The organism is Pseudomonas sp. GD04158 (genome assembly GCF_029834875.1).
Classification (GTDB): Bacteria; Pseudomonadota; Gammaproteobacteria; order Pseudomonadales; family Pseudomonadaceae; genus Aquipseudomonas; species Aquipseudomonas hydrolytica.
The window spans coordinates 18,252-34,451 of sequence record NZ_JAODYT010000023.1; the positions used below are offsets into that span (position 1 = coordinate 18,252).

Annotated in this window: 13 protein-coding genes and 1 tRNA gene; 4 read left to right on the forward strand and 10 right to left on the reverse strand. The window is 59.9% G+C overall.

Going from position 1 to position 16,200, the window contains the following annotated elements; genetic code table 11:
- Positions 1–7: 7 nt before the first annotated feature.
- Complete coding sequence (locus N7333_RS11205; RefSeq protein ID WP_012018957.1) at positions 8–928, reverse strand: LysR family transcriptional regulator; 921 nt, start codon at positions 926–928, stop codon at positions 8–10.
- Positions 929–1,035: 107 nt separating this feature from the next.
- On the opposite strand from N7333_RS11205, the gene N7333_RS11210 reads away from it, so the two are divergent.
- Together N7333_RS11210 and N7333_RS11215 are read left to right on the forward strand one after the other, a co-directional pair.
- Positions 1,036–2,085 (forward strand): HlyD family secretion protein, encoded by a 1,050-nt coding sequence (locus tag N7333_RS11210; protein ID WP_279858839.1) that lies wholly within the window; start codon positions 1,036–1,038, stop codon positions 2,083–2,085.
- Between the two features lie 49 nt (positions 2,086–2,134).
- Positions 2,135–3,628, forward strand: a complete 1,494-nt coding sequence (locus N7333_RS11215) for an MDR family MFS transporter (RefSeq protein ID WP_279858857.1) — start codon at positions 2,135–2,137, stop codon at positions 3,626–3,628.
- 106 nt (positions 3,629–3,734) lie between these two features.
- On the opposite strand, the gene uvrB is transcribed toward N7333_RS11215, so the two are convergent.
- Positions 3,735–5,750, reverse strand: a complete 2,016-nt coding sequence (uvrB, locus tag N7333_RS11220) for an excinuclease ABC subunit UvrB (RefSeq protein WP_003243597.1) — start codon at positions 5,748–5,750, stop codon at positions 3,735–3,737.
- 248 nt (positions 5,751–5,998) lie between these two features.
- Between uvrB and N7333_RS11225 the strand changes: the two genes are divergently transcribed.
- Together N7333_RS11225 and N7333_RS11230 are read left to right on the forward strand one after the other, a co-directional pair.
- Positions 5,999–7,195 (forward strand): aspartate/tyrosine/aromatic aminotransferase, encoded by a 1,197-nt coding sequence (locus N7333_RS11225; protein WP_279858841.1) that lies wholly within the window; start codon positions 5,999–6,001, stop codon positions 7,193–7,195.
- Between the two features lie 240 nt (positions 7,196–7,435).
- A tRNA-Asn gene (locus N7333_RS11230) sits at positions 7,436–7,511 on the forward strand.
- A gap of 263 nt (positions 7,512–7,774) precedes the next feature.
- Here the strand turns inward: N7333_RS11230 and N7333_RS11235 are convergent.
- From N7333_RS11235 to N7333_RS11270, 8 genes are all read right to left on the reverse strand, one after another.
- Positions 7,775–8,098 carry a helix-hairpin-helix domain-containing protein gene (locus N7333_RS11235; protein WP_148117888.1) on the reverse strand — a complete coding sequence of 108 codons (324 nt, stop codon included), beginning with the start codon at positions 8,096–8,098 and terminating at the stop codon, positions 7,775–7,777.
- Between the two features lie 94 nt (positions 8,099–8,192).
- Positions 8,193–10,196 carry a nucleoside-diphosphate sugar epimerase/dehydratase gene (locus N7333_RS11240; protein ID WP_148117887.1) on the reverse strand — a complete coding sequence of 668 codons (2,004 nt, stop codon included), beginning with the start codon at positions 10,194–10,196 and terminating at the stop codon, positions 8,193–8,195.
- A 9-nt stretch (positions 10,197–10,205) separates the two neighbouring features.
- Positions 10,206–10,793: an acetyltransferase gene (locus tag N7333_RS11245; RefSeq protein ID WP_148117886.1), complete on the reverse strand. Its 588-nt coding sequence runs from the start codon at positions 10,791–10,793 to the stop codon at positions 10,206–10,208.
- Positions 10,790–11,806, reverse strand: a complete 1,017-nt coding sequence (locus tag N7333_RS11250) for a glycosyltransferase family 4 protein (RefSeq protein WP_148117885.1) — start codon at positions 11,804–11,806, stop codon at positions 10,790–10,792. The genes N7333_RS11245 and N7333_RS11250 overlap by 4 nt, the downstream gene beginning before the upstream one ends.
- Entirely contained in the window at positions 11,803–12,753 is a 951-nt protein-coding gene (locus N7333_RS11255) for an SDR family oxidoreductase (protein ID WP_148119417.1), read from the reverse strand. The genes N7333_RS11250 and N7333_RS11255 overlap by 4 nt, the downstream gene beginning before the upstream one ends.
- Before the next feature lie 14 nt (positions 12,754–12,767).
- Positions 12,768–13,898: a glycosyltransferase family 4 protein gene (locus tag N7333_RS11260; RefSeq protein ID WP_148117884.1), complete on the reverse strand. Its 1,131-nt coding sequence runs from the start codon at positions 13,896–13,898 to the stop codon at positions 12,768–12,770.
- Between the two features lie 79 nt (positions 13,899–13,977).
- On the reverse strand, positions 13,978–15,105 hold the full coding sequence (gene wecB, locus N7333_RS11265; protein ID WP_148117883.1) for a UDP-N-acetylglucosamine 2-epimerase (non-hydrolyzing): 1,128 nt from the start codon (positions 15,103–15,105) through the stop codon (positions 13,978–13,980).
- Complete coding sequence (locus N7333_RS11270; protein WP_148117882.1) at positions 15,098–16,108, reverse strand: polysaccharide biosynthesis protein; 1,011 nt, start codon at positions 16,106–16,108, stop codon at positions 15,098–15,100. The genes wecB and N7333_RS11270 overlap by 8 nt, the downstream gene beginning before the upstream one ends.
- Positions 16,109–16,200 lie beyond the last annotated feature (92 nt).

Consider the following 16,200-nt stretch of genomic DNA (forward strand, 5'->3'; position numbering starts at 1 on the left):
TTTTGAATCAAGCGGGCGATGTTAGCAGGCCGGCGCCCCCCGGCTCCAGCAGGCCGCCCCGGGTGATGGGCAAGCTGGCGATGAGAAAGTCGAGGAAGGTCTTGACCTTCATCGCCTGGAAGCGCCGCGATGGGTAGATGGCATAGACCTCCCCCACCGGCAGGCGCGCCTCGGGCAGCAGCTCGACCAGGCGCCCACTGCGCACCGCCTCCTCGCTGATCATTACCGGCAGCCCGGAGATACCCGCACCGGCCAGGGTCGCCTCGCGGGCGAAGGTGATGTTGTTGCAGGTCATCACCCGCTGGCAGGGCAGATGCTCGCCCAGCAGCGGCCAGTAGCGTGGGGCATCGTGCTGCAGGAGGATCGCCCGATGCCCCTCCAGCTCGGCGACGCTGCGCGGCGTACCGTGCGCCGCCAGGTAAGCAGGACTGGCGCACAGACGCCGGCCACTTTCGAACAACTTGCGCGCGATCAGCGTGGAATCCTGCGGCTGGCCGACCTGGATGGCGATGTCCACGCCCTCTTCCAGCGGGTCCACCGAGCGCGAGGTCAGCTCCACTTCGGCGTCGATCTGCGGGTACTGGCGCATGAACTCACCCAGCACTCGCCCGAGAAAAAGCTGGCCGAACTCGATGGGTGAGGTGATGCGCAACAGCCCCGACGGCTCGCGCTGCAGCTGCATCACCGCCTGCTCGGCCTCGGCGAAGTCGAGCATGATCTGCCGACAGCGCTCGTAGTAGGCCTGCCCCACCTCGGTGAGGCGCAACTTGCGCGTCGTCCGGTTGAGCAGGCGCACACCCAGACGCTCTTCGAGCAGCGCGATACGTCGGCTTACCGTGGATTTCTGCATGCCCAGGCTGGTCGCAGCCTGGGTGAAACTGTGGCACTCCACCACTCGGGTAAAGATCAGCGCATCGTCCAGCCCCATCATTGTTCCCCATAAGCAACAAAGCATGCCAAGTCTAGCGCCTACTAGCGAAAAGGGAACACTGTTAAATTTGCTTACATTTTCCCGAGCACACCCGAGCCGCAAGCATGCCCGCCAAACTGCAACGCCGTCTTCTCGTCTTCCTGATCCTGCTGGCGCTGATCGTCGGCGCCCTGTTCACCCAGTGGCTGCTGGTCGGCCGTTACCACGAGAGCACCGACAACGCCTACGTACAGGGCGAGATCACCCGCGTCTCCAGCCAGTTGAATGCGCGCATCGACAAGGTGCTGGTGCGCGACAACCAGCACGTGGAGGCTGGTCAGTTGCTGGCGGTACTTGAGGATGCCGACTTCCGCCTGGCTCGCCAGCGCGCCCTCGCCGCCTTGCAAACCCACCAGGCCGAACGCGCTCAGGCGCAGAGCAAGCTCGACCAGCAGGCCAGCCTGATCGCGGCCAGCCAGGCCGACGTTGCCGCCAGCCAGGCCACGCTCGAACGTGCCAAGCTCGATCTCGGCCGCGCCCAGACCCTGCGCAAGCCGGGTTACGTCTCCGAAGAACGCGTCACCACCCTGGCCGCCGACAACCGCGTGGCCCGCTCGCAAGTGGCCAAGGCCCAGGCCGATCTGCAGGCTCAGCGCCAGCAGGTCGCCAGTCTGGAAGCCGAGCTCAAGCGCCTGGACGCGCTGATCCTGTCCGCTCAGGCCGACCTGGAGCAGGCCGACCTCAATCTCTCGCGCACGCAGATTCACGCGCCGATCAGCGGCATGGTCGGCCAGCGCTCGGCGCGTGAAGGCCAGGTGGTGCAAAGCGGCGCCTACCTGCTGTCGCTGGTACCGGATCAGGCCATCTGGATCCAGGCCAACTTCAAGGAAACCCAGATCGGCCGCATGCATCCGGGGCAGACGGCCGAGTTGCTGTTCGACAGCTATCCCGACACGCCCATCGAAGGCCGCATCGACAGCCTGTTCGCCGCCTCCGGCGCGCAATTCAGCCTGCTGCCGCCAGACAACGCCACCGGCAACTTCACCAAGGTGGTGCAGCGCATCCCGGTGAAACTGACCTTTGCTGCCGACAATCCGCTGCGTGGACTGATCCGCCCCGGCATGTCGGTGGAAGTCACGGTCGATCTGCGCAGCGACGACAGCCATGGCGGGTGATGCGCTGATCCGCCCCACGGCGGAACCCAGGCGCCGCGACTGGATTGCGGTGATGAGCGCCATGCTCGGCGCCTTCATGGCAGTACTGGATATCCAGATCACCAACTCGTCGCTCAAGGACATCCAGGGTGCGCTGTCCGCCACCCTGGCAGAGGGTTCGTGGATTTCCACCTCCTACCTGGTGGCCGAGATCATCATGATCCCGCTGACCGCCTGGCTGGTGCAGCTGCTCTCGGCGCGGCGCCTGGCGGTGTGGGTGTCGGTGGGCTTTCTGATCGCCTCGCTGCTCTGCTCCCTGGCCTGGAGCCTGGAGAGCATGATCGTCTTCCGCGCCCTGCAGGGCTTCACCGGCGGCGCGCTGATCCCGCTGGCGTTCACCATGACGCTGATCAAGCTGCCCGAGCACCACCGCGCCAAGGGCATGGCCCTGTTCGCCATCACCGCCACCTTCGCCCCCTCCATCGGCCCGACGCTCGGCGGCTGGCTGACGGAGAACTGGGGCTGGGAATACATCTTCTACATCAACGTGCCGCCCGGCCTGATCATGATCGCCGGGCTGCTTTACGGCCTGGAGAAGAAGGCGCCGCACTGGGAGCTGCTGAAGACCACCGACTACGCCGGCATCATCACCCTCGGCCTGGGCCTGGGCTGCTTGCAGGTGTTTCTCGAGGAAGGCCATCGCAAGGACTGGCTGGAGTCGCACCTGATCGTCGGCCTCGGCAGCGTGGCGCTGATCAGCCTGATCCTGTTCGTCATCCTGCAGCTCTCGCGGCCCAACCCGCTGATCAACCTGGGCGTACTGCGCGAGCGCAATTTCGGCCTGGCCAGTATTTCCAGCCTGGGGCTAGGTGTCGGTCTGTACGGCTCGATCTATGTGCTGCCGCTGTACCTGGCGCAGATCCAGGGCTACAACGCCATGCAGATCGGTGAAGTGATCATGTGGATGGGTGTGCCGCAGCTGTTCCTGATTCCGCTGGTGCCCAGGCTGATGAAGGTCATCTCGCCGAAATGGCTGTGCGCTCTGGGTTTCGCCCTGTTCGGCGCGGCGAGCTTCTTCTCCGGCGTGCTCAACCCGGACTTCGCCGGCGAGCAGTTCCAGCACATCCAGATCATCCGCGCACTTGGCCAGCCGCTGGTGATGGTGACAGTATCGCTGATCGCCACCGTCTACATCCTGCCGCAGGATGCCGGCTCGGCGTCCAGCCTGTTCAACATCCTGCGCAACCTGGGTGGCGCCATCGGCATCGCCCTGCTCGCCACCCTCCTCGATGGTCGCGCCAAGGTCTATTTCGACTACCTGCGCGAATCCGTCGTGCCGACCAACCCGCAGGTCGAGGAGCGGCTGCAGCTGCTGACGCAGACATTGGGCAGCGAGCAGGCGGCCTTGGCCAGGCTCAGTCAGATCGTCCATGAGCAGGCGACCATCATGGCCTACAACGATGCCTTCCACTTCATCGGCATCGCCCTGGGCGTGAGCATGCTGGCGATCCTGCTGACGCGAAAGCTGCCGCAGAACATGGCCAGTGGTGGCGCGGCGCATTGACACCGCTCGAATGTAGGAGCCTGCTTGAAGGCGATCGAGTCCGGGCAGATCGCCCGCAAGCGGGCTCCTACGAAGCCACAAGCAGGATGTAGCCGGACGGCCGGCGCTACACCTGCAACAAGCGATCGCGCAGTTTCTGGATCTCGTCACGCAACTGCGCCGCGGCCTCGAACTCCAGATCGCGCGCCAGGGCGTACATCTTCTCTTCCAGCTGACGAATGCGCTTGGTGATCTCGCTCGGCGAGCGCAGCTCGCTCTCGTAACGCGCGCTCTCCTCCGCCGCCTTGGCCATGCCCTTGCGCTTGTTGCTGCGCGCGCCCGGCACCACGGCGCCTTCGAGGATGTCCTTGACGTCCTTCTGCACACCCTTGGGCACGATGCCGTTGGCCTCGTTGAAGGCGATCTGCTTGGCGCGGCGCCGCTCGGTCTCGCCAATGGCGCGCTGCATCGAGCCGGTCATGTTGTCGGCGTACAGAATCGCTCGGCCGTTGAGGTTACGCGCCGCACGACCGATGGTCTGGATCAGCGAACGCTCGCTGCGCAGGAAGCCCTCCTTGTCCGCATCGAGTATCGCCACCAGCGACACTTCAGGCATGTCCAGGCCCTCGCGCAGCAGGTTGATGCCCACCAGCACGTCGAACGTGCCCAGGCGCAGATCGCGGATGATCTCCACCCGCTCAACCGTGTCGATATCCGAGTGCAGGTAACGCACCTTGACGTCGTGGTCGCCCAGGTAGTCGGTCAGGTCTTCGGCCATGCGCTTGGTCAGGGTGGTGACCAGCACGCGATCCCCTGCCGCCACACGCAGACGAATTTCCGACAGCAGGTCGTCGACCTGAGTGCGCGCCGGTCGCACCTCCACTGCCGGGTCGACCAGACCGGTGGGGCGCACCACCTGCTCGATCACGCGCCCGGCATGCTCGGCCTCGTAAGGCCCCGGCGTGGCGGAGACGAAGATGGTCTGTGGGCTGGCGGCCTCCCATTCCTCGAAACGCATCGGCCGGTTGTCCAGCGCAGAGGGCAGACGGAAGCCGTATTCGACCAGGGTTTCCTTGCGCGAACGGTCGCCCTTGTACATGGCGCCGACCTGTGGCACCGAAACGTGGGATTCGTCGATCACCAGCAGCGCATCGTCCGGCAGGTAGTCGTACAGCGTCGGTGGCGGCGCACCGGCCGGACGCCCCGACAGGTAGCGTGAGTAGTTCTCGATGCCGTTGCAGTAGCCCAGTTCGAGGATCATCTCCAGGTCGAAGCGCGTGCGCTGCTCAAGGCGCTGCGCCTCCACCAGCTTGTTCGCCCCGCGCAGGTACTCCAGGCGCTGCTGCAACTCCACCTTGATCTGCTCCACCGCCTCCAGCAGGGTCTCGCGCGGGGTGACGTAGTGGCTCTTGGGGTAGAAGGTGAAGCGCGGCAGCTTCTGGATCACCTCGCCGGTCAGCGGATCGAAGGCGCTGATGCTCTCCACCTCGTCGTCGAACAGCTCGACGCGAATGGCCTCCAGATCCGATTCCGCCGGAAAGATATCGATCACGTCGCCGCGCACGCGGAAGGTGGCGCGGGCGAAATCCATGTCGTTGCGCGTGTACTGCAGCTCGGCCAGGCGGCGCAGCAACGCGCGCTGGTCCATCTTGTCGCCACGGTCGAGGTGCAGCACCATTTTCAGGTACTCCTCGGGGCTGCCCAGGCCGTAGATCGACGACACGGTGCAGACCACGATGACGTCCTTGCGCTCGATCAGCGCCTTGGTCGCCGACAGGCGCATCTGCTCGATATGGTCGTTGATCGAGGCATCCTTCTCGATGAAGGTGTCCGACGACGGCACATAGGCTTCCGGCTGGTAGTAGTCGTAATAGGAGACGAAATACTCCACCGCGTTGTTCGGGAAGAACGCCTTGAACTCGCCGTAGAGCTGCGCGGCCAGGGTCTTGTTCGGCGCCAGCACCAGGGTTGGCCGCTGCACCTGGGCAATCACGTTGGCCACGGAAAAGGTCTTGCCCGAGCCGGTCACGCCCAGCAGGGTCTGGTGCGAAAGCCCGGCTTCCAGCCCCTCGATCATCTGCCGGATCGCCTCGGGCTGATCGCCGGCCGGTTTGAAGCGGGTCACCAACTGAAATTCGGACATGCAGCACCTCGACAAATGGCTGTGACGCATCCCTTCGGACTGCGTCAAAAGCCATGAATTGCAGGGCGATCTGGCGATAGGTCCAAGTAGAGTCGAATTACCTGGCAAAAGGCCTTAATTCAGGGCTTTGCGCTGTCGCCCCCTGAGTTCAGGGTCGTTATACTAACGCCCCGTTTACGCGCCCCCTAGCGCTTTGTTTACGCGGGGCGTCTGGCCACCCACCCCTCACTCGAGCTGCCGCACCCATCATGAGTCTCTTCTCTGCCGTCGAAATGGCTCCGCGCGATCCCATCCTGGGCCTCAACGAAGCATTCAACGCGGACACCCGCACCACCAAGGTCAACCTTGGCGTGGGCGTCTACTACAACGAGGAGGGGCGAATTCCGCTGCTGCGCGCCGTCGCAGAAGCCGAAAAGGCTCGCATCGAGGCCCATGCTCCGCGTGGCTACCTGCCGATCGAGGGCATCGCCGCCTACGACAAGGCCGTGCAGGAACTGCTGTTCGGCAAGGGCGCAGCCCTGATCGAAGCCGGCCGCGTGATCACCACCCAGGCCCTGGGCGGTACCGGCGCACTGAAGATCGGCGCCGACTTCCTCAAGCGCCTGCTGCCGGACGCCACCGTGGCCATCAGCGACCCGAGCTGGGAAAACCACCGCGCCCTGTTCGAATCCGCCGGTTTCCCGGTGCAGAACTACCGCTACTACGATCCGTTCAGCAATGGCGTGAACCGTGGCGGCATGCTCGAAGACCTGCGCAACCTGCCGGCCCGCTCCATCGTTGTGCTGCATGCCTGCTGCCACAACCCCACCGGCGTCGACCTGCAGCTGGATGACTGGAAAGCCGTACTGGACGTGCTGCGCGAGCGCGAGCACGTGCCCTTCCTCGACATCGCCTACCAGGGCTTTGGCGACGGCATCGAGCAAGACGCCGAAGCCGTACGCCTGTTCGCCGAGTCAGGCCTGGAATTCTTCGTCTCCAGCTCCTTCTCCAAGTCGTTCTCGCTGTATGGCGAACGCGTCGGCGCCCTGTCGCTGGTCACCAGCAGCCGCGAAGAGTCGACCCGCGTGCTCTCGCAGCTCAAGCGCGTGATCCGCACCAACTACTCCAACCCGCCGACCCACGGCGCCACCGTGGTCGCCAGCGTGCTCAACAGCTCCGAGCTGCGCGCCATGTGGGAAGCCGAGCTGGGCGAGATGCGCGAGCGTATTCGCAGTATGCGCCTGGCCATGGTCGAGCAGCTGGCGGCCCTGGGCGCCAAGCGCGACTTCGGCTTCGTCGCCGAGCAGCGCGGCATGTTCTCCTACTCCGGCCTCACCGTTGAGCAGGTCGAGCGCCTCAAGGAAGAGTTCGGCATCTACGCCGTCGGCACCGGCCGCATCTGCGTCGCCGCGCTGAACAACGGCAACCTGGACAGCGTCACTCGCGCGATCCACGCCGTTCTTTAAGTTTCAGCGAAACCCAAGAAAACGCCGGCTCATAGCCGGCGTTTTTGTATGAGCAACTATTAAGTGGATAGTCCAAGCATAGGCCGGGGATGTCTACCGGAGCGGGGTAGTCCAGTCGGGGCTCAAGAATGCCTAACCACCAAGGGTCGATGCACTCGGTGCGCACAACGCACCCTGCACACGAAAGTCCCAGCGGAGTGTTGACTTCTCTTTTTTAATCAGTAACATACGCGCCGTTGTTCCGCGATAGCTCAGTCGGTAGAGCAAATGACTGTTAATCATTGGGTCCCTGGTTCGAGTCCAGGTCGCGGAGCCAAATTCCAGAACCCAGCCTAGCGCTGGGTTTTTTATTGCCTGCGGATTCTAACCAGGAATCCTGCCCCCAGCTCATGCCCTTCCCACCGATCTGGAGCCGTGTCCCGAAGCAAATAGCGATAGCATCGGATCACGTGTAATCCCTGGTTTTCACCCCAGCTTGACCTCCCCAAGAGATCTGAAAAATCGTAATAACTCGTGCAACTATTCCCAAAACGAAAAAGGCCGGTCAAAGACCGGCCTCAATAGCAACACCACTTGGTGTCAGTTCACACTCAACTTGTCGCGGTTCTTCTCCAGAGTTGCCGGGCCAATTCCCTTGACTTCGAGCAGCTCGTCAACCGAAGCGAAGTTACCATGCTCCTCACGGTAGGCAACGATCGCCTGCGCCTTGGTCGCGCCAATACCTGCCAGCTCCTTCTGCAGGGTCGCTGCATCGGCAGTGTTCAGATTGACGGTGACTACCTGTGCAGACTGAACTGCCGCAGGCTTGGCACTTTCGGTTTTGGGAGACTCAGCTGCGGCGGCAGCTACGGAGAGAGAAGCGAGAACAGCGAACAGCAGGGAAGAAAGACGAGCTTTCAGCATGATGTGCTTTCCTTGTCGTAAGTTGATCCATGTGGGACTTCCAAGCTCCACGAGGGAAAAATTAGACGCTACTCTCAGATTGTCAAACTACCTCTCATGCATCGGTTCGGCGCTGGATATAAATGTGATCGACAATTTCACCGTCCGGCACATAGCCGCTCACGGTTTCGCGCAGCAACTGCCGAACTCGCACAAAGTCATCTGCTTCAACCGCAGTAAGCAAGGAAGCAAGACGCTCCTTGAACACGTCCCAAGCAAGGTATTCCTCATTGGCCCGCATAATCATGGGATGCTCGGTCGGTTGCACGTTATCGCCGATCAGCAATTCCTCGTAGAGCTTTTCACCAGGGCGCAAACCGGAGAACTCGATGGCGATATCTCCATGCGGATTGGACTCAGAGCGCACGCTGAGACCGGACAGCCTGATCATCTTCTCCGCCAGATCGACGATCTTGACCGGTGACCCCATGTCGAGCACAAATACATCGCCGCCCTTCCCCATCGAGCCCGCCTGAATCACCAACTGCGCAGCCTCCGGGATAGTCATGAAGTAGCGGGTGATGTTCGGGTGGGTCACCGTGACCGGGCCGCCGCGCTTGATCTGCTCACGAAACAAGGGGATCACAGAGCCCGATGACCCCAGGACATTACCAAAGCGCACCATGGTGAAACGAGTCTTGTTGACCTGATGCACACCTGCGTCGCCGAACAGCGCAGGCGCGGCCTCGCGACTCAAGGCCTGCAAGACCATCTCAGCCAGTCGCTTGGTGCTCCCCATGACATTGGTCGGACGCACCGCCTTGTCCGTTGAGATCAAGACAAAATTCGCCACACCAGCCTTGATCGCCGCCTGCGCGGTATACAACGTGCCCAACAGGTTGTTCAGCACCCCTTCAGCGATATTGTGCTCGACCATCGGCACATGCTTATAGGCAGCGGCGTGATAAACGGTATTGACCTGCCAGGTGCGCAATACATCTTGCAACCGCGACGGATTGCGAATCGAGCCGAGTATCGGCACCAGCTGAATGCTCAGCGACTGACGCACGATGCGCCGCTCCAACTCGCGATGAATGCTGTAGAGGTTGAACTCAGAGTGCTCGAATAGGATCAGAACTCGGGCGCCAGAGGACAGAATCTGCCGGCACAGTTCGGACCCAATCGAGCCGCCTGCGCCAGTCACCAGTACCGATTGCCCCTTGATGCAGCGCTCGAACAACTCCTGCTGTGGCGGTACCGCATCACGGCCGAGCAAGTCGGCGATATCCACCTCTTGCAGATCATCGACCTTGACCTTGCCACTGGCCAAGTCCATGAATCCCGGCACCGAACGGACGTGCAACGGGTAAGCTTCCAGCATGCCCAACATTTCCCGGCGGCGAGCACGCGAGGTCGAAGGGATAGCCAGCAACACCTCTTCAGCTCCGGTTTCGTCGATCATCTGCTGGATATGCTTGGGCTTGTACACTCGCAGACCGGCGATGATCCGGCCGGCAATCGAAGAATCATCGTCGATAAAAGCTACCGGCAACATGGAGCGCCCCATCCGCAGAGCGGCGACCAATTGATTGCCTGCCGCCCCAGCGCCATAGATGGCCACGCGCACACGACCATCACCGCGGGCAACATTCGTCCTCACATTGGGATCGAACCAGTCGCCCATAAAGAACTGCCGCATCATCAGACGCAGGCCACCCAGCAGGACGAGGCTCAGCCACCAGTAGTTGAAGACCATCGAGCGCGGTATCGCTATAGGGCTTTCCCGGTACCAGTACACCACCAAGGCCAATATAAGGGCCGAAAGCGAAACAGCCTTGGCAATAGCAATCAGCGCATCGTTACCCAGATAGCGCATCACAGCCCGGTACATGCCAAAGCGAATGAACAAAGGCAGCGCAATCAGCGGTGCACTGATGAACAACCAGCCATGCCCGGCAAAAGGATGCACGGCACCGAAGTCGCCCAAGCGCACAACAAAGGCCAGCCACAGGGCGATCCAGACCAAAACTACATCGACTACCACCTGCAGCACGCGCTTTTTCCGCCGGGGCAAGCGCAACAGCTGCTGACGAAATTGATCAACCCGATGCCAAACCATATCCGTTCCTTACTCCATGGAAGTCAGGGCAGTGCCGGGAAGAACAACGACACCACGCTCAACCACAACCCCGTAACCTGCATTGCAGCCGGCCTGTAACCAAGCCGCAGCCCCTACCCGAACTCCGCCAGCCAAACTGACGCCGACGCCCAGATGCGCGAAATCCGCCACCACCGCATCGTGATCGACAATCGCACCGGCATTCACAATAACACCGTCTCCGAGACGCGCATTGGTGCCTACCACGGCCATGGCCATAACGGCACAACCACCCCCAACTTCAGCCTTAGGGCTAATCCAAGCTCGCGGGTGCACCACACGCCCCAGCGGGATCTGTGCAGCAGTGAGCGCCTCCTGCCAGCGCTGACGCAGCGCATTGTTGCCCACGGCCGCGATCCCGGCATTGACCTCGCGGGACAAGGCGGCCACAGACTGCAGATTGCCGACTACCGCAATGCCAGACGACTCCGTCAGTTGCGGCCAGCGATCATCCACGAACAACACATGCTGCCAATCACCGGATAGCAATGCCGCCTCGGCAACCGCCTGACCATGACCGCCAGCCCCCAGCACCAGTAAAGTACGCTCCGACTTCATTTACGCTCCAGTTCGCCAGCCCGAAACCTGACGGCCAAGGCCAATAGGGGTGTATAGGCCAGTACTACACCCAGAACCCCATCAAGCCCTCCCGCGCCAACCCACAGGGCAATGGGTAGCAACCACAGCAGATTGATCGCACCGACCGCCAGGGTTACGGGCAAATGTCGACCAAACCGGCGTGAGGCATATTGATAAGCATGGCTGCGATGCGCCTCATAAACCTTGTCGCCGCGCAATAAACGCCGCAATAGGGTGAAGGTCGCATCCACCACGAACACACCGAGCAAAATCAGCCAACTCCACAACAACTGCGGCGCCACCCAAGCCGCTTGAAGCGACAAAATGCCCAGGGAAACGCCCAGGAAACCACTACCGGCATCCCCCATGAAAATGCGAGCGGGTGGAAAATTCCAAAACAGAAAGCCGGCTACAGCCGCCGCCATCAGCAACGGCAAGGCCGCTTCGTCCGCATGCCCGGATAAGACGAAGAGCAAAGCGCCGCCGATACATACGCAGATGGCCTCTAAACTGGCGATACCGTCGATACCGTCCATAAAGTTGTAGAGATTGAGCAACCAAACCAGGTAGAGCGCGGCCAACGTATGCCCCAGCCAGCCCAGGTCGAAGCTCATGCCGAACAGGCTCAGCGGCGGCAGCCCGCCCAGCCAGAACAAGGCCCAAATGGCCGCGACGAAATGCCCCAACAATCGCCAACGCGCAGCGATATGACCGTGGTCATCGAGAAAACCGATCACAGCCACCCCTGCGCCAGCCCCCAACAGCGCCCACATCACGGCCCAATGCAACAGATCGGCCAAGGCCAAAACCGGTGAAGCCGCCAGGAAGGCCAACACAATGGCCACCCCGCCACCACGCGGCGTCGGCACCGAGTGCGAACTGCGCGAGTTGGGGATGTCCATCAGGCTGCGGCTCAAGGCGTAACGGCGCAATGCGCCGGTCATAACAAGCGAAACGCCGGCCACCGCCGGCAGCAACCACCAGATAGTCATTTGCTCTGCTGTTCCAGAAAATGCTTCGCCGTCTTGCGCAGCGCCTCGTCGACGCTGACCGGCGGTGTCCAGTCCAATAATTCACGGGTCTTGCCGATATCGACCTGTAGCGAGCCGCACAGCCGTTGAGACAGCGCCTGCTTACCCAGCAGCGCTGCCGCCGTCTCCAGCAGCCGGCTCGGCACCGGTAACAAGCACGCCGGCTTGCCCAAGGCAGCGGCCATCCTACGCAACAACTCGGTGGTCGAAAGGTCCTCGCCATCACTGACCAGAAAGGTCTGATTCGCCGCGGCCGGGTGATCGATACAGGTCACGATCAGGTCGGCCAGGTTGTCCAAGGCCACCAGGCTGCGCCTGTTATGGATCGCCCCAAACGGCAGAGGCACGCCCTTGTGCAGCCAGCGCATCATATTGAGGAAGTTGGCTTTCACTCCCGGCCCATAGACCAGTGTCGGCCGGATAATCACCACCTCCATCCCAGTTTCGGCCGCAAGGGCACGCAACCCCTGCTCGGCCTCCATCTTGGAGATGCCGTACGGATCAGCAGGCGCAGCCTGGGCATCCGCAAGGTAAGGCACACCTACAGGCGTGCCTTCACCGTTGACCTTGATCGAGCTGATAAAGATGAAACGACGTACACCCGCAGCCGCGGCCTGACGTGCGAGATTCAAGGTGCCCTCAACATTGACCTTGCGGAACTCGGCAAGCGGGTCTGATGCTTGGTCTCTCATTACATGAACACGAGCTGCTGAATGAACTACAACATCAACCCCCACGAGCGGTATTAACTGACTCGCCCCCCCAAAGTCGGGTAACAACAGAGGGGTCACGCCAACGGGCCATACCGGTTCACTGCTCCGACTACCTGCAATCACGCATATATTACTCACAGTCAACAGCCGTCCTATCACGGCAGAACCGACAAAGCCGGTTGCTCCGCTAACCATTACCTTATGCAGGCTCAAGCGTCACTCTCCAATTCTTGGTAGATGTCTAGATGTCGCCGAACGACTTTCTCGATCGCAAACTCACGCTCGGCTAATTCCCGGCCCGCGCGCCCCATTTGCTGACGCAACGTGGGATCGTCAATGAGACGCTGAATGGCATCCGCCAATGCGAGAGGATCACGAACCGGTACTAGTAAGCCGGTTACATCTGGCTCTATTGCATCACGACAACCCGGTACATCTGTGGTTACTACAGCACGGCCACAAGCCGCGGCCTCGACCAAAACCTTTGGCAAACCCTCACGATAAGATGGCAAAACTACAATATGAGAGTTGGCGAATAACTGTGCAATGTCCTTTCGAAAGCCCAAGAGCTCCACAAGACCTTCGGCGCGCAATGCATCTAAGTCGTTACTAGTAAGTGAGGAAGGATTTCCAGGATCAGTATCGCCGATCAGACAGAACCTTGCTTCGACACCTCGCCGTTTGAGAAGACGCGCGGCCTCGATAAACTCGCCAATTCCTTTGTCCACCAACAACCGAGCCGCGAGTGAGACAACTGCTTTACCATCCGGCTCGGGCAAGACGGAATAGTGGGTTAAGTCGACCCCGGCCCCTCTAATCATCTCGACCTTCCTTGGATCGAGGGCTGCCATAGCGAGTAGCACATCTCTATCGTCAGGATTCTGGAATATCACCCGCAGGTTCTTCTTTCCAAATGCAAAACGGTATAGCCATTTCACGCCGGTACGAACGAACGACGCCTTCAAACCAGCTGCCATGAAAACAAATCCCAACCCGGAAACGGCAGCGACCACGCCACGCACACCCGCCAAACGTGCAGCAATGTTTCCATAGATTACAGGTTTTATGGTCACCAGATGAACAAGATCCGGCCGCCAGTTAAGGAACAATCGATAGATAGAGAACAGCACCAAAAGCTCGGAAATTGGATTCTTTCCACTGCGCGTCAATGGCAATTCAACGTGGGAAAAACCATGCTTTTTGATTTCTGCAACCGCTGGCCCTGGCATACTTGCGACGCGTACTTCGTAGCCACTGCACTGAGCACCTAAAGCAATAGGTAGCCGATGGGATAAGAAAAAGGCCGCATCATTGACCACAAAAAGTAAACGCTTCTTCATATATACCCTGCTATCTGATCACGAGACATAAAAAGCGCCCGCTACCAGACCAAGCAAATACACCTTGAAAATTTCTCGACTACACCTTTCTCCATACGGTGCGATTGATATAATCCACATAACTTAAAACGACACGCACCACCTGAATCGAAACGGGACCGCCTTGGTAATCCGCAACAGTAGGAATAACCTTACGGGCTCGATCATGCTGGCTCGTGACGACTTTAACTGCCTCAAGGACACGTTCGACTTTCAGACCACTCATGATCAACGTGCCTTCGTCCATCCCCTCAGGCCGCTCATGCGCATTTCTAATTGTGATGGCTGGCAGATTGAGCAACGAAGCCTCTTCCGTAATAGTGCCGCTATCAGAAAGCACACAGAAGGCCGCCATCTGCAGCTTGATGTAATCCAGCAGACCAAAGGGTTTGACGAAGCGAATCAGCGGATGATCCAGCGACTCGCCCAATGCCTCCAAACGCTTACGGGTACGGGGATGCGTGGAGACGATGATCGGGTACTGGTAGGTTTCAGCTAGCGCCCGCAGGGTTTCCAGCAGGTCGCGAAGGTTCTCGGGCGTATCGACGTTCTCTTCCCGATGGGTACTGACGATGAAGAATTTGCCCTCCTCCAGCCCTTCGCGCTGCAGTACATCCGAAGCCTGGATACGCGGCATGTAGTAATCCAGCACTTCCTGCATGTGCGAACCGGTCTTGATGATGGTTTCCGGGCGAATGCCCTCGGCAATCAGGTAACGGCGCGCATGCTCGGTCAGCACCATATTGATATCGCTCAGATGGTCGAGAACCTTACGGTTCAACTCCTCCGGCACACGCTGATCGAAACAACGATTACCCGCCTCCATATGGAAGACCGGGATTTTCCGGCGCTTGGCCGCTATCACCGCCAGGCAGGTGTTGGTGTCGCCATACAGCAAGAGCGCATCGGGTTGTTCTAGCTCGAACACCTCATCGGCCTTGGCGATCACTTCGGCGATGGTCTTCGCCGCCGTATCGCCGGCAGCCCCTAGGAAATGATCCGGCTTGCGAATCTCCAGATCATCGAAAAAAACCTGGTTCAGTTCGAAGTCGTAGTTCTGCCCCGAATGCACCAGCACATGCTGAACCTGCTTATCCAACTCCGCGATCACGCGGCTCATCTTGATCAGCTCCGGACGGGTGCCGACCAGCGTCATCACCTTAAGCATCGAGCTGCTCCTGAATGTAGTCCAGCTTGAGCAGTACATCCTTAATGCCTTGAATGCTCAGACGCTCGGTATTGTGCGAGGTGTAGTCGTCCAGTTCGGAAATATGTTGCTCGCCCTCGACGAAAAACTTCTTGTAGTTGAGGTCGCGGTTATCCGCAGGAATTCGGTAATAACGGTCCATGTCTTCAGCCTTGGCCATTTCCTCGCGGGAAATCAGCGATTCATACAACTTCTCGCCATGCCGAGTGCCGATCACCTTTACCGGGTTGTCGCGGGAAAACAGCTCTTTGAGCGCCTGCGCAAGGTCCGCAACCGTCGAGGCAGGGGCCTTCTGCACAAAGATGTCGCCCTGTTCGGCATGCTCGAAGGCATGCAGGACCAGGTCCACGGAATCTTCCAGCGACATCAAGAATCGGGTCATATTCGGATCGGTGACGGTCAGCGGCTCGCCACTCTTGAGCTGGCTGATGAACAGCGGGATCACCGAGCCACGCGAAGCCATCACATTACCGTAGCGAGTCGCACAAATAACCGGACCGGACTCTGGAATCATCCGCGACTTGGCGACCATGAGTTTTTCCGCCATGGCTTTGGAGATGCCCATAGCATTTATCGGGTACACCGCCTTGTCCGTACTGAGTACCACCACGCGCTTGACGCCAGTGGCAATTGCCGCGTTCAGCACATTTTCCGTACCGATGACATTAGTGCGTACGGCCTCCATGGGGTAGAACTCACAGGAAGGCACTTGCTTAAGAGCCGCGGCATGAAAGATATAATCAACTCCGACCATGGCCTGAGAAACGCTGCTGTAGTCCCGCACATCGCCGATGTAAAATTTTACTTTATCGTTAGATAGAGCAATTCGCATGTCTTCCTGTTTTTTCTCATCGCGACTGAAAATACGTATCTCCCGCACTCCAGTATCCAGAAAGCGGTTGAGTACAGTATTACCAAAAGAGCCGGTACCACCCGTTATCATCAAGACTTTATCGTCGAACATAAATCCCCAACTAATTTCCCAATGTCGAATTAAGCTGCCTGATCTTTCACTTCTTTCAGTGAAGTCTACACCCTCAGTCAGCAATTTCCGTA